Genomic DNA, 24,793 nt, shown 5'->3' on the forward strand with positions numbered 1-24,793 from the left:
CCGGCTCAGGACTCGGTGGACCTGCCCAATTCGCCACCTGCGCCTTCCCCGGCGCACGCCGGCTCAGGACTCGGTGGACCTGCCCAATTCGCCACCTGCGCCTTCCCCGGCGCACGCCGGCTCAGGACTCGGTGGCGAGCGGGCTGGTCGCCACCTCCGTGCCGTCGGCCAGGGCGGAGATCTCGAAATCGGCGAACACCGCGGGTGCCACGCCCGCCAGCTGGCGCAGGCATTCGATGGCGAGCCGCCGGATCTCCACATCGGCGTGCTCGCTGGCGCGCATGGCGATGAAGTGGCGCCACGCCCGGTAATTGCCGGTGACCACGATGCGGGTTTCGGTCGCGTTGGGCAGCACTGCGCGGGCGGCCTGGCGGGCCTGTTTGCGGCGCAGAATGGCGTTCGGCTGATCGGAGAACTTCGCTTCCAGCTTGGCAAGCAACTCGGTGTAGGCGGCGCGGCCTGCGTCGGCGCCCGCGGTCAGGATCTGCTGCAGCTCCGGATCGTCTTCCATGCCCGGCGGCACGACGACGCGTGAGTCCCTCTCGGGGACGTAGCGCTGCGACAACTGCGAATACGAGAAGTGCCGATGCCGGATCAGCTCGTGGGTGCACGATCGCGAGATGCCGGTGATGTAGAACGACACGCTCGCGTGCTCGAGGACGGAAAGGTGGCCGACGTCGATGATGTGCTTGATGTAGCCGGCGTTGGTCGCGGTCTTGGGATTGGGTTTGGACCAGCTTTGGTAGCAGGCCCGGCCCGCGAACTCGACCAGCGCGGGGCCGCCGCCGGCGTTGGTGCTCCACGGCACGTCCGGGGGCGCCACGAAGTCGGTCTTGGCGATCAGTTGCACGCGCAGCGGCGCGATCTCGGCCACGGCGCTCACCTTAGCGGGCGGGACCGGCGCCGGCATTGCGCAGCTGTTGCTCCACGAGGTCAGCGCCGCGGGCCGTCCCATCGGTCGCGGCGAACCCCTCGGCCACCCGCGCCGCACCCTCGGTCATCGTCATCGCTTCTCGCACTTTCGCCCGAAGCCGGGACGCTGACAGTTTCTTGCCGGGCAGGCGGGTACCGCACCCGGCCGACTCGACGCGCCGTGCGACTTCGAATTGATCGCGTCCGAATGGCACGACACATACCGGTATGCCTCGAGCGAGCGCTTTCTGGGTCGCGCCCATACCGCCATGCGTCACCACGCAAACCGCACGGTCCAGCACCGGACCGTGCGGGACGAACTGACATACGGTCGCATTGGGTGGTGCCGAAATTTGCTCCGGTTGCCCCTCCCGCAGTGTGGCGACCACATGAACCGCGTCATCCGCCAAAGCGGCCATCGCAGTCAGCGCCAGCTTGGCATCACCTTGTTTCTCCGACGACGTCGTGACGAGCACGATTGGCCGCTCGATCGAAGACAGCCAATCCGCGGCAGTGTCCAACACCGGATCGAGCACGCAGGGTCCGATCATCTGCACCGCGTCGCCCCAGTCGGTGCCGGGGTATTGAAAAGGCTTGCCGCTGGCGACCAATATCAGGGGCGCCCGCCTTAAGAACTCGTCCACAGACCGGACCTTCGGCACACCGACGTCTTCGCGAATCGCATTGACCCCCGGCAGCATTACGCCCTCCACCGACCTCGTCACGACTGCCCGTACGGCGGCATCGCGCACGCGGCCCAACGCACCCGGTAGCGGTCTGAGCCCAAGCCCGAACGGCGGCACCCCGGACGACCGCAAAGCCGGTGTGTACGGCGAAAAGCACACCCAGGGGATGTCGCCGGCTTCGGCCGCCGACTGCGCGCCCCAGCAATTCACATCCACCAGCAACACATCGGGACGGACCCGCGCCAAAGCGCCGGCGAGATCGGCCACTTCGGCGGGAGCGCGCCTACCGAACACTGCGACGGTGCGCTGAAGCGCGGCACGAGGGTTGGTCGCCTTCCAGTCGTCGAGCTCGATCTCCTCGATCCGTGGATCGATCGCGTGCGCGCGGAAACCGAGCGCCGCGGCTGTCGGCACACCGTCGGCGAGCGTGCGCACGTGTATTTCGTGACCCCGGGACGACAGCTCCGTCAGCAGCGCGCTGATCGGCAGCAAGTGGCCGAGTGCAGGCGAGGTGTAGGCCAGTATCTTCGCCATCTGTCACACCTTATCGAGTTTGCTCACGTCAGCGTGCCGACCATTTGGCGAGCTTCGGCGATGCGGCCGAGCGCGTTCAGTCCCTCGCACTCCGAGAGGTATTGCTTCGCCAGCTCGGTGTAACCACCGAAGTCGCCCTCCGCCTTGGTCAACAGCGCACGCGACTTCAGCCACCACAGATCCAGCGCGGGAATGCCGGGCCGGTGCGCCTGCCAATCGTCGAGGATTCGGTGTGCCTCGGCCAGATCGTCGGATGTACCACGAGCAACCAGAAGCTCGATCAGCGCCTCGGTGGCGCAACCCACGAACACCCGAGAGCCACCGGTCAACTGACGCGAAACTGATTCGTGCAGATCAGAAATCGCTTCATCGCGTCGGCCCTTGCGCGTGGCGTCGAGCGCCAGATCGGGGTCAATGGTCGTCAAGGCCAGGATCCACATCCGGTGCTTGAGGATTTTCGCTCGGGCGTCTTGAAGAACCGCGATCGCCTCATCGTGCGACGCGCTGCTCGCGCGCAGAAGCGCACTGCCGTAGGCCCACTGCGCGGCGATGATGCCGAAGATGTCGCCGAACGCCTCGGCGCGCCGCAGCGCAGTGCGCATCTCGCTCAGTAGCTCATCAGCGCGATACATCCCGACGGCGGCCAGCATGGTGACCCAGTAGGACAAGCTTGCTGCATAGCTGACGGGGGTAAGGCCACGCGCCAGATCTATTCCGACCCGCAGATGTCGGTGCCCCTGCTCGTTCTCGCCGGAGCAGAGTTCCATCACGCCACGAAGGGTGTTGGCAACCGACAGTTCGACTACCGGTTCGTCTTGTGGCAGCCCCACTATCGACGCAATCATCTGTAGCGCAGCATCGAAGTCACAGCTGACGAACCGCGCGTAGGCCAGTGAAACGAGGATGATGCGCATGGTCGTTGCGTCACATTGAACTTCGGAGACGACGTTTTCGACCTCCAATGCCAGCGCCGCGGCCTCGGGGAGGCGGCTGTCGTTGACGCTCAGCGACCAGATGCGCCCGGCCGTTCCGACCGCGAAGGACGTCAGGTCACCGCTTGCCAAGGCCAAGTCACGAAACTGGCGGTAGCGCTCATCGGTATCGACACTGTCGCCGGCGAAGAACGTTGTCGACACCAGCATCGTCCGTGGCGCGACTCGCGCGGCGACGACGCCGTCGTGGTCGTCGGGGAGGCGGTCGGCGATGCGCTGGGCACCTTCCCATTGCGCGCGTGCGGCCGCAAGGTCGCGAGACCGGAGCCATTCCGCGGCACGCATGTGCCAGCTGAAGGCCTGTGCCAGTTCGCCGGCCGCCTCTAGGTGCGTGGCAATAAGCGCGGCATTCTCGTCGGCGCAGGCGGGGTCTCGCTTCTCGATGGCCGCGGCAAGTCTTCGGTGTGCCTGTGCGCGAGCTGCGGTCAGTTGGGATTCGTACGCAACCGTCCGCACCAACGGGTGTCGGAAGCAATAACGTTCTTGCGGAAGGAATTCCGTCTGGTCGATCAGTTCGGCCGCCAGCAATTCGGCCAGCCGCGCAGACAGGCTGCCGGGTAATAAGGCATGCAGCGTGTCGGCGTCGAAATGGTTACCGATGACCGCGGCCGCATTCAGGGCCGACTTCGCTTCGAGGGGCAGTCGATCGATGCGCGCGGAGAGCACCGCTTGCACCGTGGGAGGAACGGCGAGGGTGTCGACATCGCCGATCAGGCAGTAGCCACCACGACTTCCGGCGAGCTCGTTGCGGCCTACCAGGTCCCGGACGATCTCCTCGATGAAAAACGGGTTACCCGCCGCGGCAATCGTGACCTTCTCGGCCAGACCCGTCACCGACGGGTTGTCCCCCAGCAGTTGGTTGACCACGCTTAGCGCCGTCGAATCGGTCAATGGTCGCAATGGGATCGTTCGATCCGAATGCTGTTGCAGCGCACCGTGAAACTCCGGCCGATAGGTGATGACCAACGTCGATGAGGTCCCTCTGAGTCCGTCGGCGAAGTCTGCCAACACATCGTCGCTGGGCTCATCGATCCAGTGCGCGTCCTCGAGTATGAAGACGTTCCTGCCCGGCTGGGCGCGGACGGCCCGCGCCATCGACCCGGCCAGCCGGCGGCGTCGGCCGTCGACGCTGACCATCAGTGGCGGTGCATCAGTGTCGGCGATGCCCATGGCCTCGAACAGGATCTGCTCGTCGGCTGAGTGCGGCGTCAAGACTCCCGTGCATTGGGCCGACGTGTGTCGGCGCGCCTCGGCACCACCGAGCCCCGCCACCATGAACATGGCACGCAGCAATCGCGACAACGCGCCGAACGCGAGCATGCTGGTGTGAGCCTCGCAGCGGGCGACGACGATATCGGCGCCCTGGTTCGCGGCGACAGCCGTGAACTCAGCAATCAGGCGACTCTTCCCCAGCCCCGGGGCACCGACAACCCCGACCACGCCCGCCGTCGGGGTGTCGACTGCCTCCAGCAACTGACTCAGCTCGGCATCGCGGCCCAGCATGAGGCCTTCGTTGCGGCCCAACACCATTCGCTCGGTTTCCACCGCAAGGAGCCGCTGTCCGGGGACTGGCGCTGCGGCGCCTTTGACGTGAATCTCTTCGACGGACCCAAGGCGAGTGGCGTACTCGACGAGGCGAGCCGTGGACTGTGAGCACAAGACTCCACCCGCTGGGGCGGCCGCCTCCATGCGCTGCGCCATGCCGACCGGGTGACCCACGACGGTGTATCTACCTGGGCCCGAGCCGATTTCACCGGCGATTACTTCACCAGAGTTCAGGCCAATGCGAAGGTGCAGGTCAATGCCGTCGCGGCGACGCACCTCGGTCGCAAGATCGTTAGCGACGGACTGGATTTCCAGCGCGGCGATACAGGCCCGCAGCGCATGGTCTTCCAGCGCGACCGGAGCACCGAACAACGCCATCAAGCCGTCGCCGGTGAACTTGTCGACCGTTCCCTGATAGCGCTGCACCACCGCCGCCGCGCGGTTGAACAACTCATTCATGAGCTCACGGAGCCGCTCCCCGTCCAGCGTCGCGGCGAGCTTCATCGAACCGACGACGTCGGCGAACAGGACGGTCACTTGTTTGTGTTCGGCTGACCTCGGTGTGGGTGAGACTGGGGTCCCGCACGCGTCACAGAACCGCGCCCTCGCGCGCAGATCGTTCCCGCACGACCCACACCGACCCGTGGCCTCGTTGACCGGACCGGCCATCCCGCTGACTTCGCTTGCGCCCTCGATGTCCCTCATCATGGCGGATGAGCCTGGGTGATGTGACCCGAAACTGGCGAACGAGCAAACGCGAATGCACTTGTGTCCGCCACCCCGGGGCGGGCGGGCACGGAATTCCGGCTAGTTCCCCAGTGTGGCCGGCACTATCCGGCCCGCTTGGCAGCAGCGCGCAGCGCGCCGGACAGGTCACCGCGCCCGGCCACGCTGAATCCGCCCAGGCCCAGCCACGACGCCATGGACTCCAGCTCGCCGGCCAGCGCGGCGGCGACGCGGGGCTGGGGCGCATCGGGCTCGCCGAACGCGCCGAGCACCCGCAGCGAGTTGGCGGCCCGATCGGCCTTGAGGTCGACGCGGGCCACCAGCCGCCCGTCCATCAGCAGCGGCCACACATAGTAGCCGTACTGCCGCTTGGCGGCCGGGGTGTAGATCTCGATGCGGTAATGGAATTCGAATAGTCGCTCGACGCGCGGCCGGAAGAAGATGAGCGGGTCGAACGGGCACAGCAGCGCGGTGCCGCGGTCGGCGCGGGGCACCGCGCGGCCCGCCCGCAGGTAGGCCGGCGCGGACCAGCCGTCGACGTCGACCGGCTCGATGTCACCGGCGGCCACCAACGCGGCGATCGCCGGCTTGACCTGCTGCGCCGACAGCCGGAAGTAGTCGCGGAGGTCGGCTTCGGTGCCCACGCCCAGCGCGGAGGCGGCCCGCAATGTCAGTTCGCGGATCGCCTCGTCGTCGTCGACCTCACGGGCCAGCACACCGGCCGGCAGCACCCGCTCCACCAGGTCGTAATGGCGGGCGAAGCCCACCCGGGTGGCGGTGGTGAGCACCCCGGCGGAAAACAGCGCCTCGGCCACCCACTTGGTGTCGCTGCGCGTCCACCAGGTGCCCTTTTTGCGGCGGGGTCCGGCGGCCAGGTGCGCTTCGATCTGGCCGGCGGTGCTGGGCCCGAGTTCGGCGATGGCTGCGACGATCTCGTCGGCCAGCCGCGGGTTGGCCTTGACGATGTGGGTGCCCCACCGACCGTGCCGGTACTGGCGCATCCGCCAGCGCAACAGAGGCCAGTCCTCGACGGCCATCAGCGCGGCCTCGTGCGCCCAGTACTCCGCCAGCAGCCGCGACGACCGCGGGCCCCAGGCGGCACGGTCGAGCACGTCGCGGTCGTAGGGGCCGAGCCGGCTGAACACCGGGGCGTAGTGCGCCCGCACCGCCACCGAGACCGAATCCAGTTGCAGCACTTGAATCTTGGAGATGAGCCGCTTGAGGTGAGCACGGCTGACCTCGCCCCCGGGCCGGGGGTCGCTGAATCCTTGGGCCGCAACGGCTATCCGCCGGGCTTGGGCGGCCGATAGCCTGCGGGTCGACACGGCGCCGACGATACCGCGCCGCCCCGACACCGTTGGCGGGCGCGTTCTCAGCCCGCCCGCAGCACGCCCTCGTCGGAGGAATCGTTGAGTTCCTCGTAGGCGGCCTCGAGGGCCTTGGGGACCTGGCCGAGGTCGCGGTGTACGCCCGTCAGTTGCTCGAGGATCTTGATGCGCTGCGCCGTCAACTCCTCCACCGCGCGCTGGGCCCGCTCCCGATAGTGATCGGCACCCTGTTTCGCGTCGCCCAGCAGCTGCTCACATTCGCGCTCGGCGTCTCGGCGCGCCTCGTCGATGGCCGCCTGAGTCTCCGCGCGCAGGTCGGCCAATTCGGCGTCGAGCCTTTCCCTGGTCTCGTCGTACTCGGCTTCCAGCGCCTTTTGCTGCGCGGCCATGTCGGCGAGCACCTCGTCGCGCTTTTGCTCGGCGGCTTGCGCCTCGGCCTCGGCGTCGGCGATCAGCCCATCCGCTTCGGCCCGGGCCTCGGCCTGCATCTCGGCGACCTCGTCGACCGCGCGGCTCAGCATCTTCGCCAACCGCTGCTGCACCGCGTGCGGCGACGGCGAAGTGTCCGTCAGCGCCGCCACTTCCTGGCGCAGCGCGGCGGTTTGGTCGCCGGATTCCTGCAGCCGGGCCCGTAGGCTCGCGACATCGTCGAGCAATAGCTGTTGCTTGGTGGTCAGCATCTCGATGTAGGCGTCAACCGCGGCGCCGTCGTAGCCCATGAATTTTCGAGAAAACGTCTTCGCGGGTTCGATGTTCACTGCCAATTCCCCCTTCTGTGCGATTGCCTGCTGTGCGATGCCTGGTTGACCCGTACGAGTATGTCAGGTCAGGCCCGAACGCGAACATCCGCGAACGGGTGCGCAAGCGATCGACGATAGCTGTGAAAGCGATACCGCAGTCCCGAGCGGCTGGCCTGCCACTCCCCCGTTTCACCCACCCACGTGTCGTCCAGCGCCGGCGCCAGCGCGTCGTCGTCATCGCGTCGCAAATCGATGTCGATCTCGGTTACCTCGCAGCGGGTGGCGTACTTCAGCGCCAGCAAATAAATCTGCGCACCGCCGATGACCCACGTCTGCGGGCCGCCCCCGCCGAGGGCGAGGGCATCGTCCAGGGTCGCTGCCACCTGCGCCCCGTCGGCGACGAAGCCGGCGTCGCGAGACAGCACGACATTGCGCCTGCCCGGCAGGGGGCGCACCTTCGCCGGCAGCGAATCCCACGTTCGACGGCCCATCACCACCGGGTGCCCCAGGGTCACCTCTTTGAACCGGGTCAGGTCTTCCGGCACGTTCCAGGGGATGCCGCCACCGCGCCCGATGACGCCGGAGGTCGACTGCGCCCACACCAGTCCGACCTCGTTCATACCGGCAACTCCTTGATCCCGGCTTGCCAACCGCGCGCGACGGCCGCGTCGCCGGCGCGCCTCATACAGCGACTGGGGCTTTGATCGCCGGATGTGGGTCGTAGTTTTCTACGACGACGTCGTCATAGATGTAGTCGAAGATCGAATCCCTTTTGGCCAGAACGAGTTTCGGGTATGGCCTGGGATCACGGCTGAGCTGCAGCCGCACCTGTTCGAGATGGTTGTCGTAGATGTGGCAGTCCCCGCCGGTCCACACGAACTCGCCGACGGCCAGGCCGGACTGGGCCGCCATCATGTGCGTGAGCAGCGCATAGCTGGCGATGTTGAACGGCACCCCCAGGAACAGGTCGGCGCTGCGCTGGTAGAGCTGGCAGCTCAGCCGCCCGTCGGCCACGTAGAACTGGAAGAACGCGTGACACGGAGGCAGCGCCATCGCGGGGATTTCGCCGACGTTCCAGGCGGACACGATGATGCGCCGCGAGTTCGGGTCGCTGCGCAGCAGGTCCAGGGCCGCGCTGATCTGGTCGACGTGCTCGCCCGTCGGGGTCGGCCAGGACCGCCACTGCACGCCGTAGATGGGACCGAGATCGCCTGTGTCGCTTGCCCATTCGTCCCAAATGGTGACTCCGTGCTCGTGCAGCCAGGCGACGTTGGAGTCGCCGCGCAAGAACCACAGCAACTCGTAGACCACGGACTTGAGGTGCACCTTCTTGGTGGTGAGCAGCGGGAAGCCGGCCGACAGGTCGTAGCGCAGCTGCTGCCCGAACAGGCTGCGGGTCCCGGTACCGGTGCGGTCGGACTTGGCCGTTCCCTCTTCGAGCACCAGGCGAAGCAAGTCCTCGTAGGGGGTGGGGATCGGCACGCGGGGAGAATACCTCTAGGCACGCGGAGTAGAACGGGTGCCATGCCGAACATCATCGACGTCGTCACTACACCCGACGGCAGCTGCACGGTCCATCTGTTCACCCCCGACGGCCCCGAATCGCAAGTCCCGTGGCCGGGGGTCGTCATGTATCCCGACGCCGGCGGCGTGCGCGACACGTTCGAGCAGATGGCCGCCAAGCTGGCCGGGTTCGGTTACGCCGTGCTGCTTCCGGATGTCTACTACCGCAGCGGGGACTGGGCGCCTTTCGACATGGCGAGCGTCTTCAGCGACAAGAAGGAGCGCGACCGCCTGTTCTCGATGATCGGCAGCGTCACCCCGGAGCGGACGACCGCCGACGCGGCCGCCTTCTTCGACTATCTGGCCGCCCGCCCCGAGGTCGCCGGCGACCGATTCGGGGTGTGCGGCTACTGCATGGGCGGTCGGTCCTCGCTCATCGTGGCCGGGCGGCTGCCACACCGCGTCGCCGCCGCGGCGTCCTTCCACGGCGGCGGCCTGGTCACCGACACCGACGACAGCCCGCATCTGCTTGCCGACCGGATGAGCGCCACGGTGTACGTCGGCGGCGCCGAGAACGACGCGTCGTTCACCGCCGACCACGCCGAACAGCTCGGCAAAGCGCTGACGGCGGCCGGGGTCGAGCACACCATCGAGTGGTATTCGGCCGGCCACGGATTCGCGGTCCCGGACAACGCCCCCTACGACGCCGCCGCCGCCGGACGGCACTGGGAGGCCATGACGGAGGTGTTCGCGTCGGCGTTACCGCGTTAACGCGGTCATCAGCAGCGTCGCGGCCACCACGGTGCCGTCGTCCTGGTCAGCCAGCCACGGATCGCACCTGCCGCGTGTGGTCGGCAGACTCTACCGTCGGCGGCCATCACTCCGCGGGCGAGCGTCAGAACGCCGGCAGGTCCACCAGTTCGGCCAGCCGGGCGCGTTGACGATAGCCGGTGCCGAACGCCAACTGGTCGCTCTTGGCCCGCTTGAGGTACAGGTGGGCCGGATATTCCCAGGTCATACCGATGCCGCCGTGCAACTGCACGCACTCCTCGGCGGCGTGCACCGCGACATCGCTGCAGTACGCCTGGGCGATGGCCGCCGCGGCGTCCGCGTCGTCGCCCCTGGCACAGGCGTCGGCCGCATGGCGGGCCGCAGCCGTCGCCGCGCCGACCTCGAACCACAGATCCGCCAACCGGTGCTTGATCGCCTGGTAGGAGCCGATGGTGCGACCGAATTGCCTGCGCTGCCTGACGTACTCGAGAGTGGTCTCGAAGCACCATTGGGCGATGCCGAGTTGCTCGGACGCCAGCAGGGCGGCTCCGGTCCGGATGGCTTCGGCGACCGGCTCGTCGGCCGCCCCGATCCGAGACGACGGAGCCCCCGAAAATGATACGGCGGCAAGGGGTCTGGTCATATCCAGCGCGAGCAGCGGGGAAATCTGCACGCCCGCCGCGTCGCCGGCAACGGTGTGCAGCTCGAGCCCGTCGCGCCCCGCGACGGGGACCACCAGCACATCGGCGGCGTCGACGCCCGCCACGCCGGTGACCGAGCCGCTCAGTCCGTCGGCGCCCGCGCTGACGCCGGTCACCGGGTCGCCTGGCGCGCCCGCCAGCGGGACCACCAGCGCCGCCGTCAGTTCGCCCTGGGCCAGCGCGGACACCGTGTCGGTGTCACCGGCTCGCAGCAGCGCGATCGTGGCCAGCACCGCGCTGGGCAGAAACGGCACGGGCGCGACGGCCCTGCCGATCTCCTCCATCACCACCGCAGCCTCGCGGACGCTCGCGCCGGCACCGCCCAGCGACTCCGGAACCAGCAGGCCGGCCACGCCCAGCTCCGCGGCCAGCTTGTGCCACACATCCGAAAAATCTTGTGGCTCAGCGTCATAGGCGCGCGCCACCGATTCGGCCGGGCACCGCTCGGCGAAGAGCTGCCGGACCCCGGCCCGCAACGCCTCTTCGGTGTCGGAATACAGCAGGTCGCCGGCGTGAGCGCTCATCGGGGCAGGTCCTTCCAGGCGGCGTCTTTGTCGACACGATGTTCACCCGGCAGGCCGAGGATCCGTTCGGAAATGGTGTTGCGCAGGATTTCCGACGTGCCGCCCTCGATCGAATTGCCGCGCGCCCGCAGATAGCGGTAGCCGGGCCCTCGACCGATCAGGTCTACCGTCTCGGGCCTGCGCATGGTCCAGTCGTCGTAGTGCAGCCCGGCTTCGCCGTGCAGCTCTATCTCGAAACCCGAAATCGCTTGTGCCAGCTTGGCGAACGCCACCTTCATGCCGGCGCCCTCCGGCCCGGGCTGACCGGTGGCCGCCTGTTGCCGCAGTCGCTCGCCGGCCAGGCGGAGCACCTCCGCTTCGACCCAGAGCCGCATCAGTTGGTCGTGCATCGAGGGGTTGCGCAGCTCGGGGTCGGCGCGCCAGGCCTCCGTGACCTTGCCGATGTGGCCGCCTTCCCGCGGGGCCCCGGCGCGCAAGCCGATCGCGACCCGCTCGTTGTTGAGCGTGGTGGTGGCGACGCGCCAGCCGCCGCCCTCAGGGCCGAGCCGGTTGGCGTCGGGTATCCGGACATCGGTGAGGAACACCTCGTTGAATTCGGCCTCGCCGGTGATCTGGCGCAGCGGCCGGATCTCGACACCGGGTTGCGTCATGTCGCACAGGAAGTAGGTCAGGCCATGATGTTTGGGCACGGCCGGATCGGTCCGCGCGACGAGGATGGCCATCTGCGCATGCTGCGCCTGCGACGTCCACACCTTCTGCCCGTTGACAATCCAGTCGTCACCGTCGCGGACCGCCCGCGTGGCAACCCCGGCGAGGTCCGATCCGGCGCCGGGCTCGCTGAACAGCTGGCAGTAGATCTGCTCACCGGTGAACAACGGGCGCAGGAACTTTCGCTTCTGCTCGTCGGTGCCGAACGCCGCGATCGTCGGCGCCGCCATGCCCATGCCGATGTAATTCTTCGGGGTTCCACCCACCGGCGCGCCGGCGGCGGCCAGTCGGGCATCGACTCGTTCCTGGGCGGTGCGCGGCAGGTCCAGGCCGCCGAAACCGTGCGGCAGATGCACCCACGCCAGGCCGGCATCGTATTGCGCGCCAAGAAAATCCCGTGGTTCGTCGGTCGCCGGGTCGCGCTCGTCGAGCAGTGCCTGCACCCGCGCGTCCAGGTCGGCGGTGTCGACGGCGGTCATCGTCCGCCGCCCGGTGCGGACTGAAATCCCTGAGCGGCGCCCAGCAGCAGGCCACCGTCGATCACCATGGTCTCACCGGTGATCCAGCTCGCCGCGTCGGAAACCAGGAAGGCGACTGCCGCGGCCACGTCGATCGGCTCCCCGATGCGTCCGAGCGCGATCGACGACGCCAGCGGGTCCTCGTGGTCCTTCCAGAGCGCCTCGGCGAGCCGCGTGCGCACCACCCCCGGGCAGATGGCATTGACCCTGATGCGCGGCGAGAGTTCCAGCGCAAGTTGCTTGGTGACGTGGATCAGCGCCGCCTTGGTGGCGTTGTACATGCCCATCGCCGGCGATTGATGCATGCCGCCGATCGAGGCGGTGTTGACGATCGCCCCGCCGTGCTCACCCATCCACGACTTGACGACGAGTGAGGTCCACAGCAGCGGCGCCCACAGGTTGACGTCGAAGATCTTGGTGAAGCGGGCGTGATCCTGGTCGATCAGCGGGCCGTATGCCGGGTTGGTTCCGGCGTTGTTGATCAGGATGTCGACGCCGCCGAAGCGCTCCAGGGTGAGCTCGACGCAGCGCCGCGCGGCATCCTCGTCGACCGCGTGGGCCCCCACCCCCAGGGCGTGGGCACCCACCTGGGCGGCGGCCTCGTCCGCGGCCTCCTGTTTCCTCGCGGTGAGCACCACATTGGCCCCCGCTGCCGCCAGCTCTTGGGCGATCGAAAGGCCGATTCCGCGCGACGCACCGGTGATGATCGCGGTGCGGCCGGTCAGATCTTGTGAGGACATGTGTCGGGCCTTCCGTGGCGGTGAGAGCCGCCGTGCGGCGGCGCAGAGGTCGTTTGCTGACGAATTTTATTCGCGATGTTTTGGGCAGCTGTTGAGGTGGTATGCCTCACGAATGTTATCGAAATTGACACTTGTGAAACCTCTGGTTGTCGTCGGGGCTGTCGCCGCGGCCATCGCCGCAGCGCCCGTGGCAGCGGCTGACGTGTACGCCGCCGGACCAGCCGCCAACGCGCCGGCGCCCATGCACGTGACCTTCAAGGATGACCCGGGCGGCGGCGGCTGCGACGCCAACGGAAACTGCGGTTCCGGCGGCCAGTTCAACGGTCCCGGCGGCGGACCCGGCGGGCAGGGCTGCGTCCCGGGTGTGGGCTGTGGCTCCGGCGGGCAGTTCGCCGGCCCCGGCGGCGTGCCGGGCGGCAACGGATGTCTGCCCGGTGTCGGCTGCGGTTCCGGACACGGATAACCTCCCCAGACCCCTCAGCCTCCCGAGAGCCTGGTGATCCAGGCCCGGGAGGCTGCTGGGTCTATGACGTCGTCCAGCTCGAACGTGGTGGCCGCCCGCAGCGCCTTGCCGTGCTCGTAGGCGGCGGCGACCAGCCGATCGAACAGGCTCTGCCGTTCGGCCGGACCCCCTGAATCGCCCGCGGCGGCCAGTTCCTTGCTGTAGCCCAGGCGCACCGCGCCCTCCAGGCCCATCCCGCCGATCTCTCCGGTCGGCCAGGCCACGGTGAACTGCGGCGCGCGGAATGAACCGCCGGCCATCGCCATCGCACCGAGCCCATATCCCTTGCGCAGGATGATCATTCCCAGTGGCACCGTCAGCCGCGCACCCAGCACGAACATCCGGCCGAAGCGGCGCACCGCCGCCTGAACCTCCGCGTCGGGCCCGACCATGAAGCCCGGGGTGTCGCACAGCGAGATCACCGCCAGCCCGAACGATTCGCACAGGGCCAGGAAGTCGCCGGCCTTGTCGGCGGCCTCCGCGTCGATCGCCCCACCCAGGTGATGGGTGCTGTTGGCGATCAATCCGTACGGCACACCCTCGACGCGCACCAGCGCGGTGACCATTCCCACGCCGTAGTCCGCCCGGAGCTCCAGCACCGATCCGACGTCGACGATCGCCTCGATCGCCCGGTGCACGTCGTAGGAGCGTAACCGGTTCTGCGGCACCACATGCCGGGCCAACCGCGGATCGGGGGCGGTCCAGTCGCCCACCGGGCCCTGAAAATACGACAGGTAGCGCTTGGCCAGCGCGACGGCGTGCGCCTCGTCACGGGCGACCAGGCCGACCACGCCGTTGCGCCGCTGTACACCGATCGGACCGATCGCCTCGGGCGGATAAACGCCCAGCCCGCCGCCCTCGATCATCGCCGGACCGCCCATCCCGATGTTGGCGTCCGGCGTCGCGATGATCACGTCGCACACCCCGGCCAGCGCCGCGTTGCCGGCGAAACACCGGCCCGAGACGATCGACACCAGCGGCACGTCCCCGCTCAGTCCCGCCAGCATCCGGAAGGTCGGGACGTCCAGACCGGCGACGCCGCCGACGTCAGTGTCCCCCGGCCTCCCCCCGCCGCCCTCGGCAAACAGCACCACCGGCAACCGTTTTCGCGCGGCGAGGTCGAACACGCGGTCGGTCTTGGCGTGATTGCGCATGCCCTGTGTGCCGGCCAGCACGGTGTAGTCGTAGGACACCACGACGGCCCGCGCCGCGGACCCGAAACGGTCCGCGCCGATGGTGGCCAGGCCGGCGATCAGTCCGTCGGCCGGGGTGTTGGCGATCAGGTCCTCTTCCGAGCGGCGGCTGCGCTGCGCCGCGATGGCCAGCGCGCCGTATTCGACGAAGCTGCCGGGATCGACGAGATCGGCGATGTTCTCCCGCGCGGTGCGACGGCCTCGGCTGTGCCGCTTGTCCACCGCGGCCCGCCGGCCCTCGTCGAGGGTCAGGAAACGCCGGTGCACCACCTCGTCGAGATCGTCCCGCTGCCGATCGAGATCAGTTGCGGCCGTGACGGACTCGCTGTCACCGGCCGCCGCCGTGCGAGTGAACACCAGCAGTGGGTCTCCGGTCCCCACCACCTGCCCGGGCGTCACCAGGATCCGCACGGTCCGCAGCGCGTCCGGCGCGACCAGTACGTGCTGCATCTTCATCGCTTCCAGGACGACCAGCTGGCTGCCCGCGGCGTAGTCGGCGCCCTCCGGCGCCACCTCGACCACGGTGCCGGCCAGCTGCGCGCGCAGCGCGTCCTCTCCCGGATAGAGTTCGACCGCCGCCAGCCGCGGCTCCTGCCGGTGAGACAGCGCCGCTCGGGCCAATTCGGGAAGCTTCTCGTCGAGGAAACCCGTGCCCACCCAACCTGATTCGATCCGGTCGGCGGCCAGCAGCTCACGCAGGAATCCGATGTTGGTGGCGACGCCCTCGATGCTGAACTCGGCCAAAGCGGTGCGCGCCTTGCCCACCGCCGCCCGCCAGGATGATCCGTGCACGGAGGATGAGTCATGCACGGAGACGATGAGCTTGGCCAGCAGCGAATCGTACTGCGGACTCATCATCAGTCCCGACCGGCCGTACGTGTCGACGCGCACGCCGGGGCCGCTGGGCGCGGCGAACACGGTGAGCGTTCCCGCCGAGGGCACGACGGCGAAGTCGGGCCCGAAGGTTTCCATGTTGACCCTGAGCTGAATCGCGATGCCGCGGCGCGCGGCCGGCTCGCCGATGACTTCCATTCCGTCGGAGGCGATTCCGGACGCCAGACGGAGCTGGTAGATTGATGCGCCACCGGCGATGGCCAGCTGGACGGCCACCAGGTCAAGGCCAGTGGTTTCCTCGGTGACGGTGTGTTCGACCTGGATGCGCGGGTTGACCTCGAGGAAGACGAATTCCTCGCCGGTGACCAGGAATTCGACGGTCGCCAGCCCGCGCAGCCCCACCCGGGCGCACAACCGCACCGCTGCGCGGTGCATGGCTCGGCGCAGATCATTCGAAAGGCCTTGCGCGGGAGCGATTTCGACCAGTTTCTGGTGTCGACGCTGAATGCTGCAGTCGCGATCGCCGACCGCGTGGGCGTGCGTCTGGTGTCCGGCCGGCGCGGCGACAACCTGCACCTCGATGTGGCGGGCGTCGGTCAGCAGCGCCTCGGCGAACAGCGCGGGGTCGCCGAAGCCCGACTCGGCTTCGGCGGCACAGCGCCGGTAGGCGTCGTCGATCTGATCGGCGCTGTGCACCGCGCGCATTCCGCGCCCTCCACCGCCGGCGAGGGCCTTGATCATGATGCCGCGGTCGTGGCCGGCGAAGAATGCCTTGACGTCCTCGACGCTGCTGGGCCCCTCGGTCGCGGGCAGTACCGGCACCCCGGCGGCGATCGCGGCGTTGCGGGCGGCCGTCTTGTTGCCGAGCAGTTCGAGAACCGTGGCGTCGGGGCCCACAAACGTGTAGCCGCCGGCCGCGCAGGCGCCGGCAAAACCGGCGTTCTCGCTGAGGAACCCGTAGCCGGGGTGGATGAGGGTCGCCCCGGAGCTTTTCGCCGCCACCAGCATGGCGGCCTGGTCCAAATAGGCTTTCGGGCCGCTGCCCGGCAGGCCGATCGCCTCGTCGGCCGCGTGCACATGCGGGCTGTCCGCATCGTCCTCGGCGTAGACCGCAATCGTTCGCATACCCAATTCGGTTGCGGTGCGGATGATTCGAAGCGCGATCTCGCCGCGATTGGCGACCAGCAGGCTCATCGCAGCGGCTCGCCCCAATGGACCTGCTCGCGGAGTGTGGCCTTGAGCAGCTTGCCACCGGCGTTGCGCGGCAGCGCGCTGTCGACCACCGTGACATATTGCGGCACCTTGAAGTCGGCCAGCCGGCCGCGGCAGTGTTCGAGCACCGCGGCCACGTCGATCTCGTCGTCACCGCCGTACAGCACCGCGCCCACCTTCTCCCCCATGACGTCGTCGGAAACTCCGAGCACGCAGGCGTCCGCCACGCGCGGCGCGGCCAGCAGCACGGCCTCCACCTCGACGCTGGAGATGTTCTCGCCCCCACGGTTGATGATGTCCTTGAGCCGGTCGACGATGTGTACCCGGCCCGCGTCGTCGACGCGCACCACATCGCCGGTGTGCACCCAGCCGTCTGCGAAGGTCGCGGCGGTGGCCTCCGGCCGATTCCAGTAGCCCGCGGTCACGTTGGCGCCGCGCGCCACCAACTCCCCCACGCCGGGGTCGTCCCCGAACGGGATCACCGCGAGGTCCACCGACGGGACCGCGTAACCGACGGAGTCGGCGTGTTCGACGGCCTCGCCGTCCGGCAGCACCGTCATCAGCGATGCCGTCTCTGTCATCCCGTAACCGTTGAACACGGTGGCGTGGCCGAACGCGTCCTTCACCGCCCGCACCAGCGACGGGGCGATCGGCGCCCCGCCGTATCCCACCCACCGCACGTTGGACACATCCAATGAGGCGAAACCGCTGTGGCGCAACAACAACGAGTAGATGGCCGGGACAGTGACCATGACCGAGACGCGCTCGGCGGTGAGCGCGGACAGCAGCGCGTCCAGGTTGAGCGCGGGCATGATGACCGAGGCTCCCCCGAGCCGGGTGGCCACCAAAAGCTGTGTGTTGCAGCCGGTCACGTGAAACAGTGGAACGGAGATGAGCGTGCGCATCGCTTCCCCCAGATCCCTGGGCTGTTGCAGGCAGCGGATCGCGTTCTCGGTGTTGGTCAGGAACGCCTCGTGGGTGGTCGGCACGCCCTTGGGGTGGCCGGTGGTGCCGGAGGTGTAGAACAGCGCTGCCGCGTCGGTGGGGGTGAGTTGTTCGGTCACGTACGGCGCGCCGTCGGGCAGCGGGGTGTCGGCGGCCAGGTCCACTGCCGCGCCGGAGTCGGCCAGCGCGAAGTCGACCTCGGGCTGTGCCGATCGCGTATTGACCGCTACCGCAACGCCGCCGGCCATCACGGTGCCCCAGAACGCCAGCGCCCAGTCGATTCCGGCGGGGTAACGCACCGCGACGCAGCCGCCCGGCTGCAGGCCGCCGGCCCGCAGCCCACCGGCCACCCGCGCCGCCCGGTCCCAGAGCTGGCGGTACGTCAGCCGACCGGCGCCCAATTCGACCAGGGCTTCGGCGTCCGGACGTGCGTCGCGCTGTTCGGCGAGCATGTGCAGCAGGGTGGCGGGCAGCGCGTCATAGTGCGGGATCCCGTCGGAGTCGCGGGTCACCCCGGTCGCTGGGAACGGGTTGTGGTGACGCGGGATGGCGGTTACCTGGGTCATGTCCCGTCCTTCGCGTCGGTCCGGCGGCTGGTAACCACAAACCGTAGTTCACACCGGCGCGAACTTGACGTAGCTGTCCACGTTCGATGCGTGCAAGACCCGGCGCCGCAACGCCGAGAGCTGTGGTTCGGCGGTGGGGGCATCGATGACTTCCGGCCGCACGACGCGGTAGGTGCACCCGTAGTCGACGATCGTCGCGGACCCGGCGGCAGGCACGTTGCGCAGCCAGTCGACGCCGACGCCGTACGGCAACGGTACGACCATGCCGTCGGGAACCTTGACCGCGACGACCGGGGTCCGGCACTGCCTGCCCGACTTGCGGCCGGTGTGCTCGATCATTGCCGCATACCAATAACGATGGCCCGCGAGGCCGCTCATCGCCGGGTTGGTCACGTGCTTGTTGAAGGTGCGGACGAAATCTCGTACGCGCGCATTTTTATAGGTGGGCATATGTAGCGAGCCTGCTCCGCCGTCGTCGATAACGCCAGGGTCGTTGGTCCTGTGCGCGCAAGATCCGCTGTCCTATCGTGTAGCGGTGACGTTCGAGGGTTCCGCCATCATGCCGGAGGCGTTTTTCACCGTGGCCGGTGACTCCTACATTCCGGGCCAGATGACGCAGGGACCGTGGGGCGCGACGATGGGCGGCCAGATCGTCGGGGGCCTGTTGGGTTGGCGCATAGAGCAATCCGGCGTCGACCCGGGTTTGCAGCCCGCCCGTTTCACGGTTGACTTGTTGCGCCCGGCCCTGCTGCGGCCGGTGCGGATCCAGACCCGCGTGCAGCGCGAGGGCCGTCGCATCAAGCTGGTCGACGGCAGCCTGATCCAGGACGGGACGGTCGTCGCCCGGGCCAGCGCGTTGTTTCTGCGGCGCGGCGACCATCCCGACGGGCAGGTGTGGTCGTCTCCGGCGCAGATGCCGCCGCTACCGACGTCGTCGGACGGCTTCCCGGCGGAGATGCCGTTTCTCATCTGGGGGTACGGGGCCACGATCGACGGCAGTCCCGGTATCTCCGCCGGTGAGTGGGAGCAGTCCCATTCCCAGAAGTTCGCCTGGGCCCGGCTGTTTCGCCCGATGGTGGACGGCTACCCGCTGACCCCGTTCACCCGCTTGGCCTTCGTCGGCGACATCACGAGTTCACTCACCCATTGGGGCACAGGCGGATTGCGCTACATCAATGCCGACTACACCGTCACCGCGAGCCGGTTGCCCGACGGCGAATTCCTCGGGCTCGCGGCCCAGAGTCACTACGGCACAGCGGGAGTCGCCACCGGCGCGGCGACCCTGTTCGACCGGCACGGGCCGATCGGCACCAGCTCGGCGCTGGCGCTGGCCCAGCCGGCGGACGCGTTCCGGCCGACCCACGCCTAGCCGGACCGGGGGGCGAGAGTGAACAGGTTGAACTTGTAGCTGTTGACCACCGGGAGCAGCCGCGCCAGCAGCGGCAGGCCGTAGCGATAGCGGGCGGGCCAGGACCGGGCGACGTCGGCTTGAGGGCTGGCCAGTGTGCGGGTCTCCAGCAGCCGCGTTCCCCACGCTTCGAGCCGGCGCGGATCCTCACACGCCCATTGCATCCGGGCGGTGACGGCGTGCATCGAGCCGTTGCGCTGCTGGGTTCGCAGCATGACCGCGCCGACGGTGTCGAAGGCGAGCAACGAACCCGCGAACCGCTGAGCGAGCTGCGACAACACCGTGCGGACCTGCGCTTCAGTCAGGTACACCAAGACGGCTTCACTGAGGAACAGGTACGGGCCGGGGGCGGCGGCAACGGTGTCGAACCAGTCGGTGTCGAGCACCGAACCCTCCACCATGGCGCAGCGCGGCCGGTCGGCAAAGAAGCGCCGCCGCAGCGCAATCGTGTCGGGAAGATCCAGATCGAACCAGCGGACGGAGCCGTTGTCGAGGCGGTCGAAGCGCGTGTTGAGGCCGGTGCCGAGTTCTACCACCGTTGCGGCCGGGTGCTGGTTGAGGAACCGGCGCACCCACCCGTCGAGGACTGCCGATCGCAGCACCGTGCCCGGTAGCGACGGCCCGCCGAACCGAGTGAAGTCGTAGTCCAGGGCATCGACGAGCTCACGGGCGCGCTGGTCGCCCAGCACGGGATGGCGCAGGGCGGCGTCGCGGGCCCTGGCATAGAGCGGGATGAGCAGGGTCTCTTGCACCTGGCCCAGCACGGGCGCGGCCTTGGACATCGGCTACCTCCGTTCTCGTCCACGTCAAGCGTGCGCCCGACGGGGCCGTGCCCGCTTGTACCGATCCGCCGCGTTCAGACGTCGACGGATCCGTTCAAGCGGTGTGCGAACCGGTGCATGACTCTGGACTCGAGCGCAATTTCAAAGGAGCCTTGTGTGGTGAGCCAGCGCAGACCGGACAAGCGTCTCTCGACTGCTGCCGTTTCCTTCCTCGGCTACACGACGGTAATGCTCATGCTGGAACGGCGCATGCAACGCAGCGGCGGGCCCGGGATCATCCCATTTGAGCTGGCCGGCAGCGTAACTCGGGCCGAGGACATCATGACTCGATGGGGCAGCGACGGTCGGCGGGCCGCGCGCTTGTCCCTGTGGCTCGACTTCGGCTACATGGCCACCTACGGCGGGCTGACGGCACTGCTCGTGGATCGCGCACGCCGACGGCGTGGCCATCCGGCGATCGTGCCCCTGTTAGTGATAGTTGCCGTCGCCGCCGATGCGACCGAAGGAGTTTCGCTGCTGAAGGTACTTGGCGGCACACGTATCGCCGTGCATGCGCGGCGCGCGCAGATCGCGGCTCTGGTCAAGTTCGTGGTTCTGGCGGGCGCACTGGGATACGTCGGTACCGGATTCTCCGTGGGCCGTCGGACCTAATCCATCAGTTGGGCGGCGACAGTCGCCCCGAGCTCCCAGCACGCTTGCAGCTCTTCCTTGCTGGGCTTGCCCGAAACGATCACGGACGCTGCGACTTTGGACCATCCCAGCCCAGTGGTGATGGTGTCGACGGCGCGCTCGGCACCCTCGGTGCCCTCGTTGCCGTGCAAGTACAGACCGAACGGTCGCCCCCGGGTGGAGTCGAGCAGTTGGTAGTAAGCGCAGTCGAAGGCGTGCTTGAGGGCGCCCGAGATGTAGCCGAGGTTCGCCGGTGTGCCAAGCAAGTAGCCGTCGGCGGCCAGCATCTCGGCGGGCGAGACGGTCAGCGCCGGTCGTCGAAGCACCTCGACGTCCTCGATGTCGGGGTCGGTGGCGCCGGAGACCACCGCCTCGAACATCTCGTGGGTGTGCGGCGACGGCGTGTGGTGCACGATCAGCAGACGCGGCACGAGCGACCTCCATCCAGGAATCCGACAAACGCGGCAGCTGTCATGGCATTGTCTCCGCCCACGCGGTGTGCCCGTCAAACCCAAGCGATGTCGCCATGTCACGGTAGCGATCCCGAAGATCCGCGTAAGCCACCATGTCGCCGCGTGCGCGCGCCAGCAGAGTCCGTGATCGCAGCAGCCAGATCTCACGTGCCACCAAACCCTCGTCGGCCGGCGCGGCCGCCAACCGCTCGATCGCGGCCTCGGCTTCAACCAGGTCGTCGTCGAACCCGCGATCAAGCAGGGTCTCCACCAGAACACCCGTCGTCGGAATGCCCCATCCCAGCAGCCGCTGCTCCCGAAACAGATGGTCGACGTTGGCACGCATCAGACCTATGGCGTGATCGCGATCGCCCCGCCGAGCCGTCTCACGCGCCAAATACACGTTGACGAGCGGTAACTCGGACAACAGGTATCGCTGGCGCTGCAGCACATCGCTAATTTGCGCCAGGAGCTGTTGTCCGCGCTCTCGATCGGCGGCCGTGTGGCGCTGGACGAGCGCAACGGCCAATGTCGCCCGCACGAAGGTCACCGCCACATCATCACTGGATCGCTCGGCAATCCGCAGGGCGTCCTCTAGCTTGTGCACTGCGGAATCGGCGGGCCGCAGCACGCCATTCGACACCGTCGGGAAGTAGGCCCACGCGACGGCGAAGGCGTAGGACATGGCGTCGGCGCTGCGAGCCATGGCCAGGCCGTGCCGCTGATCGTCGCGCCATCCGGCACGGCCCAGGCAATAACGCGCAGTTGCCCGCGTCATGAAAGCGAGCGCCAACGGGGAACCGGTAATGAAATTGCCTTTCGACGGATCACCGTCGGCCAGGTCGATGACGGTCTGCGACCACCGCAGCACGTCAGGCCACTCGGCACAATCACTCTTGGCATAAATCAGCGGATTGGCAAGGCCCACAGTCAAGTACGGATCACCGATCGACTCGATGAACGGCCAGGCTTCCGAGGCCAGCCGCGATGCCTCACCCATCCGGTCCTGCCACAACTGATCCATCACCAGCCCGGCCATCGCGATGGCCAGCGACGCCTTGTCGCCGGTGACGGCGCACAGCTCGCGCAATTCATCGAAGCGGGCACCTTCCACGTGTTCGTGGACTCGCCAGGCGGTCCCGCACAACATGGTCCGCGGAGCGATCCGCAGGACCGCCTGGTCCGGATCATCCGCGGGCAGTGCGTCGGCGATTTTCACCGACCGCTCCCAACTCAGCCGTGCCGCCGCGATGTCGCGGTTGGTCGCCCACGCGGCGGCCCGCATGTGCCAGCCGAATGCGGCGTGCCGATCATCGGCGGCCTCCAGATGTTCGGCGATCAGCGCGGCATTTTCATCGGCCGAGGCCGGGCTACGGGCCTCAATCGCGGTGGCCACGCGCCGATGCAACTCGGTGCGATCCGATTTGAGTTGAGATTCGTAGGCCACGGTGCGGGTCAGTGGATGGTGGAAGACATAGGCGGGGTCGGCGGTGAAGGTGATCTGATCGACGAACTCCGCCCTCAACAGGTCGTCGATCACCGGATCGATTCCGAGGATTTCCAACAGGCTGCGGCTGAACATCGACCCGATCACCGCGGCGGCGCTCAGGGTGCGTTTAGCCGCCGGGTCGAGGCGGTCGATGCGGGCGCCGATGGTGGCTTGCACGGTGGCAGGCATGCTGATCTCGCCCACATCGGCAGTCGAAACATAGCTGCTGCCAGTTCCTTTCAGCACCCCTTGCTCGGCCAGATCCCGCACGATCTCCTCGGCGAAAAGCGGGTTCCCGGCCGCCCTCTCCACAATCAGGGTGGACAGCCCGGTAAGTGAGGGGTCCGGGCCCAGCAGGGCGGCGACCAATGCGATGGTTTCGGCATCGCTCAGCGGCGCAAGCGCGATGCTCTGGGCGCCGCTCACCCGGTTCAGTGCGCCGGAGTATTCGGGGCGGTAGGTGACTAGTACAAGCGAGGGCGTCTGCGGGATGACGGTGGCGAAGTCGGCCAGCATCGATTCGCTGACCTCATCAATCCAGTGGGCGTCCTCGATGACGTAGACCGCCGAGGATTTACGGGCCAGCAAAGAGGCATTCACCAAAGCCGTCAACCGCCGCCGACGGGCATCCGGATCGATTTTGGGGAGCTCTACATCGCAATCGGCGATCCCCAGCAAGTCGTCAAACAGCAGCAAATCTTCGGGGTCGGCGTCGGGCGCTTGAGCCCGTGCCTGCAAGCGAGCCGCCGGGCCTTCCAACCCACCCACACCGGTGGTTTCCCGCAGCAACCGCGAGACCACATGAAAAGACACATCGGTGGCGTGCGATTCGCAGTAAGTGCCGAACACCTCAACACCTTGGGCGGTGGCAATCGCGGCAACCTCGCGCACCAGCCGGCTCTTGCCGATCCCCGGGGCCCCCACCACCGTGACCACCGAGCCATGACCCTCGGTAGCGCGTTGCAGTAGTGCGTCTACGGCGGCCATCTCCCATCGCCGACCCACCAGATTCGACTCAGTACGGTCGACAACCCGATGCTGTTCCGCTATGCCCAAGAGCCGATAGGCGATCACCGGCTCGTCGGCACCCTTGATCCGAACCAGCTCGGGTTCGCCGAGAGTCGCAAAGCCGTCAACAAGTCGCGCCGTCGACGTACTGAGCGTTACCCCGCCCGGCGAAGCCACCGACTCCATCCGCTGCGCCATACCGACTTGCGCACCGACCGCAGTGTAACCCAAAGTGCCCGAACCGATTTCACCGGCGATCACCTCACCGGAGTTGAGACCCACGCGCAACCGCAGATCCACACCATCGCGGTTCTTGACCTCAGCGGCCAACCGGGTGGCCTCCTCCTGAACGCCCAACGCCGCCAGGCAGGCACGGACGGCGTGGTCCTCCAACGCCACCGGCGCACCGAACACCGCCATGATCCCGTCGCCGGTGAACTTGTCCACCGTGCCGCCGAAGTGCTGCACCGCTGAGGCGCTCCGGTCGGCGACATCGGCCATGATCTCGCGCAACCGCTCCGCACCGACGGCAGCGCCGATGTCCATCGAATGCACCACGTCGGCGAATAGGACGGTGACCTGCTTGTACTCAGCCCGGCTATTGCCGTCTTCGACTGGTGAGCCACAGCCGTGACAGAATCGGGCGTTTTCCAAGGGCTCGGTGCCACACGTCCGGCACACTGCAATGAGCGTCATCCGACCCTCCGCCGATCCGGGCCCCCGCTAAGCGTCCTCTAAAGGTAACCGGTTGAACACGTCCGCGAGGTCCATCGGCGTTCGTGGTGATTGCGGCACGAGATCAGTG

Annotated in this window: 20 protein-coding genes; 4 read left to right on the forward strand and 16 right to left on the reverse strand. The window is 68.0% G+C overall.

The features are described 5' to 3' along the window. Window positions 1-121: 121 nt before the first annotated feature. The 7 genes from thyX to OQ789_RS23975 all read right to left on the reverse strand — a co-directional run bounded on the left by thyX (window position 122) and on the right by OQ789_RS23975 (window position 8,945). Window positions 122-874 carry an FAD-dependent thymidylate synthase gene (thyX, locus tag OQ789_RS23945; RefSeq protein WP_324688670.1) on the reverse strand — a complete coding sequence of 251 codons (753 nt, stop codon included), beginning with the start codon at window positions 872-874 and terminating at the stop codon, window positions 122-124. 10 nt (window positions 875-884) lie between these two features. Beyond that, a complete protein-coding gene (locus OQ789_RS23950) occupies window positions 885-2,132 on the reverse strand; it encodes a glycosyltransferase (RefSeq protein ID WP_324688671.1) in 1,248 nt (415 codons plus the stop codon). 23 nt (window positions 2,133-2,155) lie between these two features. Next, a complete protein-coding gene (locus OQ789_RS23955) occupies window positions 2,156-5,377 on the reverse strand; it encodes an ATP-binding protein (RefSeq protein WP_324688672.1) in 3,222 nt (1,073 codons plus the stop codon). A gap of 122 nt (window positions 5,378-5,499) precedes the next feature. Next, on the reverse strand, window positions 5,500-6,750 hold the full coding sequence (locus OQ789_RS23960; RefSeq protein WP_420716193.1) for a winged helix-turn-helix domain-containing protein: 1,251 nt from the start codon (window positions 6,748-6,750) through the stop codon (window positions 5,500-5,502). 17 nt (window positions 6,751-6,767) lie between these two features. Beyond that, window positions 6,768-7,481: a DivIVA domain-containing protein gene (locus tag OQ789_RS23965; protein WP_324688674.1), complete on the reverse strand. Its 714-nt coding sequence runs from the start codon at window positions 7,479-7,481 to the stop codon at window positions 6,768-6,770. A gap of 68 nt (window positions 7,482-7,549) precedes the next feature. Then, the gene (locus OQ789_RS23970; RefSeq protein ID WP_324688675.1) at window positions 7,550-8,083 is read right to left on the reverse strand and encodes a dihydrofolate reductase; all 534 of its coding nucleotides are present in this window, start codon (window positions 8,081-8,083) and stop codon (window positions 7,550-7,552) included. Window positions 8,084-8,144: 61 nt separating this feature from the next. Beyond that, window positions 8,145-8,945, reverse strand: a complete 801-nt coding sequence (locus OQ789_RS23975) for a thymidylate synthase (protein ID WP_324688676.1) — start codon at window positions 8,943-8,945, stop codon at window positions 8,145-8,147. A gap of 42 nt (window positions 8,946-8,987) precedes the next feature. Here OQ789_RS23975 and OQ789_RS23980 point away from each other — a divergent pair, with 42 nt between their 5' ends. Further along, entirely contained in the window at window positions 8,988-9,737 is a 750-nt protein-coding gene (locus OQ789_RS23980; protein WP_324688677.1) for a dienelactone hydrolase family protein, read from the forward strand. Between the two features lie 124 nt (window positions 9,738-9,861). On the opposite strand, the gene OQ789_RS23985 is transcribed toward OQ789_RS23980, so the two are convergent. The 3 genes from OQ789_RS23985 to OQ789_RS23995 are packed head-to-tail and all read right to left on the reverse strand — an operon-like array spanning window position 9,862 to window position 12,928. Beyond that, window positions 9,862-10,962, reverse strand: coding sequence for an acyl-CoA dehydrogenase family protein (locus OQ789_RS23985; RefSeq protein ID WP_324688678.1), 1,101 nt, complete (start codon window positions 10,960-10,962; stop codon window positions 9,862-9,864). Beyond that, on the reverse strand, window positions 10,959-12,149 hold the full coding sequence (locus OQ789_RS23990) for an acyl-CoA dehydrogenase family protein (RefSeq protein ID WP_324688679.1): 1,191 nt from the start codon (window positions 12,147-12,149) through the stop codon (window positions 10,959-10,961). Before OQ789_RS23990 ends, OQ789_RS23985 begins: the two co-directional genes overlap by 4 nt. After that, window positions 12,146-12,928, reverse strand: coding sequence for an SDR family oxidoreductase (locus tag OQ789_RS23995; protein WP_324688680.1), 783 nt, complete (start codon window positions 12,926-12,928; stop codon window positions 12,146-12,148). The genes OQ789_RS23990 and OQ789_RS23995 overlap by 4 nt, the downstream gene beginning before the upstream one ends. A 133-nt stretch (window positions 12,929-13,061) precedes the next feature. Between OQ789_RS23995 and OQ789_RS24000 the strand changes: the two genes are divergently transcribed. After that, window positions 13,062-13,391, forward strand: a complete 330-nt coding sequence (locus OQ789_RS24000) for a PE-PGRS family protein (RefSeq protein WP_324688681.1) — start codon at window positions 13,062-13,064, stop codon at window positions 13,389-13,391. Between the two features lie 14 nt (window positions 13,392-13,405). Here the strand turns inward: OQ789_RS24000 and OQ789_RS24005 are convergent, their stop codons facing one another. The 3 genes from OQ789_RS24005 to OQ789_RS24015 are packed head-to-tail and all read right to left on the reverse strand — an operon-like array spanning window position 13,406 to window position 18,630. After that, window positions 13,406-16,651, reverse strand: a complete 3,246-nt coding sequence (locus OQ789_RS24005; protein WP_324688682.1) for an acetyl-CoA carboxylase family protein — start codon at window positions 16,649-16,651, stop codon at window positions 13,406-13,408. After that, entirely contained in the window at window positions 16,648-18,180 is a 1,533-nt protein-coding gene (locus OQ789_RS24010) for a class I adenylate-forming enzyme family protein (RefSeq protein ID WP_324688683.1), read from the reverse strand. Before OQ789_RS24010 ends, OQ789_RS24005 begins: the two co-directional genes overlap by 4 nt. Window positions 18,181-18,228: 48 nt before the next feature. After that, window positions 18,229-18,630, reverse strand: a complete 402-nt coding sequence (locus tag OQ789_RS24015; protein ID WP_324688684.1) for a nitroreductase — start codon at window positions 18,628-18,630, stop codon at window positions 18,229-18,231. A gap of 85 nt (window positions 18,631-18,715) precedes the next feature. Between OQ789_RS24015 and OQ789_RS24020 the strand changes: the two genes are divergently transcribed. Beyond that, entirely contained in the window at window positions 18,716-19,549 is an 834-nt protein-coding gene (locus OQ789_RS24020; protein ID WP_324688685.1) for a thioesterase family protein, read from the forward strand. Here OQ789_RS24020 and OQ789_RS24025 read toward each other — a convergent pair. Continuing rightward, window positions 19,546-20,370 carry a class I SAM-dependent methyltransferase gene (locus tag OQ789_RS24025; protein ID WP_324688686.1) on the reverse strand — a complete coding sequence of 275 codons (825 nt, stop codon included), beginning with the start codon at window positions 20,368-20,370 and terminating at the stop codon, window positions 19,546-19,548. The genes OQ789_RS24020 and OQ789_RS24025 overlap by 4 nt on opposite strands. Window positions 20,371-20,529: 159 nt before the next feature. Here OQ789_RS24025 and OQ789_RS24030 point away from each other — a divergent pair, with 159 nt between their 5' ends. Continuing rightward, window positions 20,530-21,021, forward strand: a complete 492-nt coding sequence (locus tag OQ789_RS24030; protein ID WP_324688687.1) for a hypothetical protein — start codon at window positions 20,530-20,532, stop codon at window positions 21,019-21,021. Here OQ789_RS24030 and OQ789_RS24035 read toward each other — a convergent pair. Together OQ789_RS24035 and OQ789_RS24040 are read right to left on the reverse strand one after the other, a co-directional pair. Next, on the reverse strand, window positions 21,018-21,470 hold the full coding sequence (locus OQ789_RS24035) for a flavodoxin family protein (RefSeq protein ID WP_324688688.1): 453 nt from the start codon (window positions 21,468-21,470) through the stop codon (window positions 21,018-21,020). The two genes, OQ789_RS24030 and OQ789_RS24035, sit on opposite strands and share 4 nt — an antisense overlap. A gap of 40 nt (window positions 21,471-21,510) precedes the next feature. Next, the gene (locus tag OQ789_RS24040) at window positions 21,511-24,684 is read right to left on the reverse strand and encodes an ATP-binding protein (protein ID WP_324688689.1); all 3,174 of its coding nucleotides are present in this window, start codon (window positions 24,682-24,684) and stop codon (window positions 21,511-21,513) included. Between the last annotated feature and the right edge of the window lie 109 nt (window positions 24,685-24,793).

The sequence above is a fragment of the Mycobacterium sp. 94-17 genome (assembly GCF_035617725.1).
Lineage (GTDB): Bacteria > Actinomycetota > Actinomycetes > Mycobacteriales > Mycobacteriaceae > Mycobacterium.

What these genes read in the sequence shown, in the direction of transcription:
- OQ789_RS23950 (WP_324688671.1), bottom strand. Translation starts at nt 2,132, where the DNA reads ATGGCGAAGATACTGGCCTACACCTCGCCTGCACTCGGCCACTTGCTG.
- OQ789_RS23955 (WP_324688672.1), bottom strand. Translation starts at nt 5,377, where the DNA reads ATGATGAGGGACATCGAGGGCGCAAGCGAAGTCAGCGGGATGGCCGGT.
- OQ789_RS23970 (WP_324688675.1), bottom strand. Translation starts at nt 8,083, where the DNA reads ATGAACGAGGTCGGACTGGTGTGGGCGCAGTCGACCTCCGGCGTCATC.
- OQ789_RS23980 (WP_324688677.1), top strand. Translation starts at nt 8,988, where the DNA reads ATGCCGAACATCATCGACGTCGTCACTACACCCGACGGCAGCTGCACG.
- OQ789_RS23985 (WP_324688678.1), bottom strand. Translation starts at nt 10,962, where the DNA reads ATGAGCGCTCACGCCGGCGACCTGCTGTATTCCGACACCGAAGAGGCG.
- OQ789_RS23990 (WP_324688679.1), bottom strand. Translation starts at nt 12,149, where the DNA reads ATGACCGCCGTCGACACCGCCGACCTGGACGCGCGGGTGCAGGCACTG.
- OQ789_RS23995 (WP_324688680.1), bottom strand. Translation starts at nt 12,928, where the DNA reads ATGTCCTCACAAGATCTGACCGGCCGCACCGCGATCATCACCGGTGCG.
- OQ789_RS24005 (WP_324688682.1), bottom strand. Translation starts at nt 16,651, where the DNA reads ATGAGCCTGCTGGTCGCCAATCGCGGCGAGATCGCGCTTCGAATCATC.
- OQ789_RS24010 (WP_324688683.1), bottom strand. Translation starts at nt 18,180, where the DNA reads ATGACCCAGGTAACCGCCATCCCGCGTCACCACAACCCGTTCCCAGCG.
- OQ789_RS24015 (WP_324688684.1), bottom strand. Translation starts at nt 18,630, where the DNA reads ATGCCCACCTATAAAAATGCGCGCGTACGAGATTTCGTCCGCACCTTC.
- OQ789_RS24025 (WP_324688686.1), bottom strand. Translation starts at nt 20,370, where the DNA reads ATGTCCAAGGCCGCGCCCGTGCTGGGCCAGGTGCAAGAGACCCTGCTC.
- OQ789_RS24040 (WP_324688689.1), bottom strand. Translation starts at nt 24,684, where the DNA reads ATGACGCTCATTGCAGTGTGCCGGACGTGTGGCACCGAGCCCTTGGAA.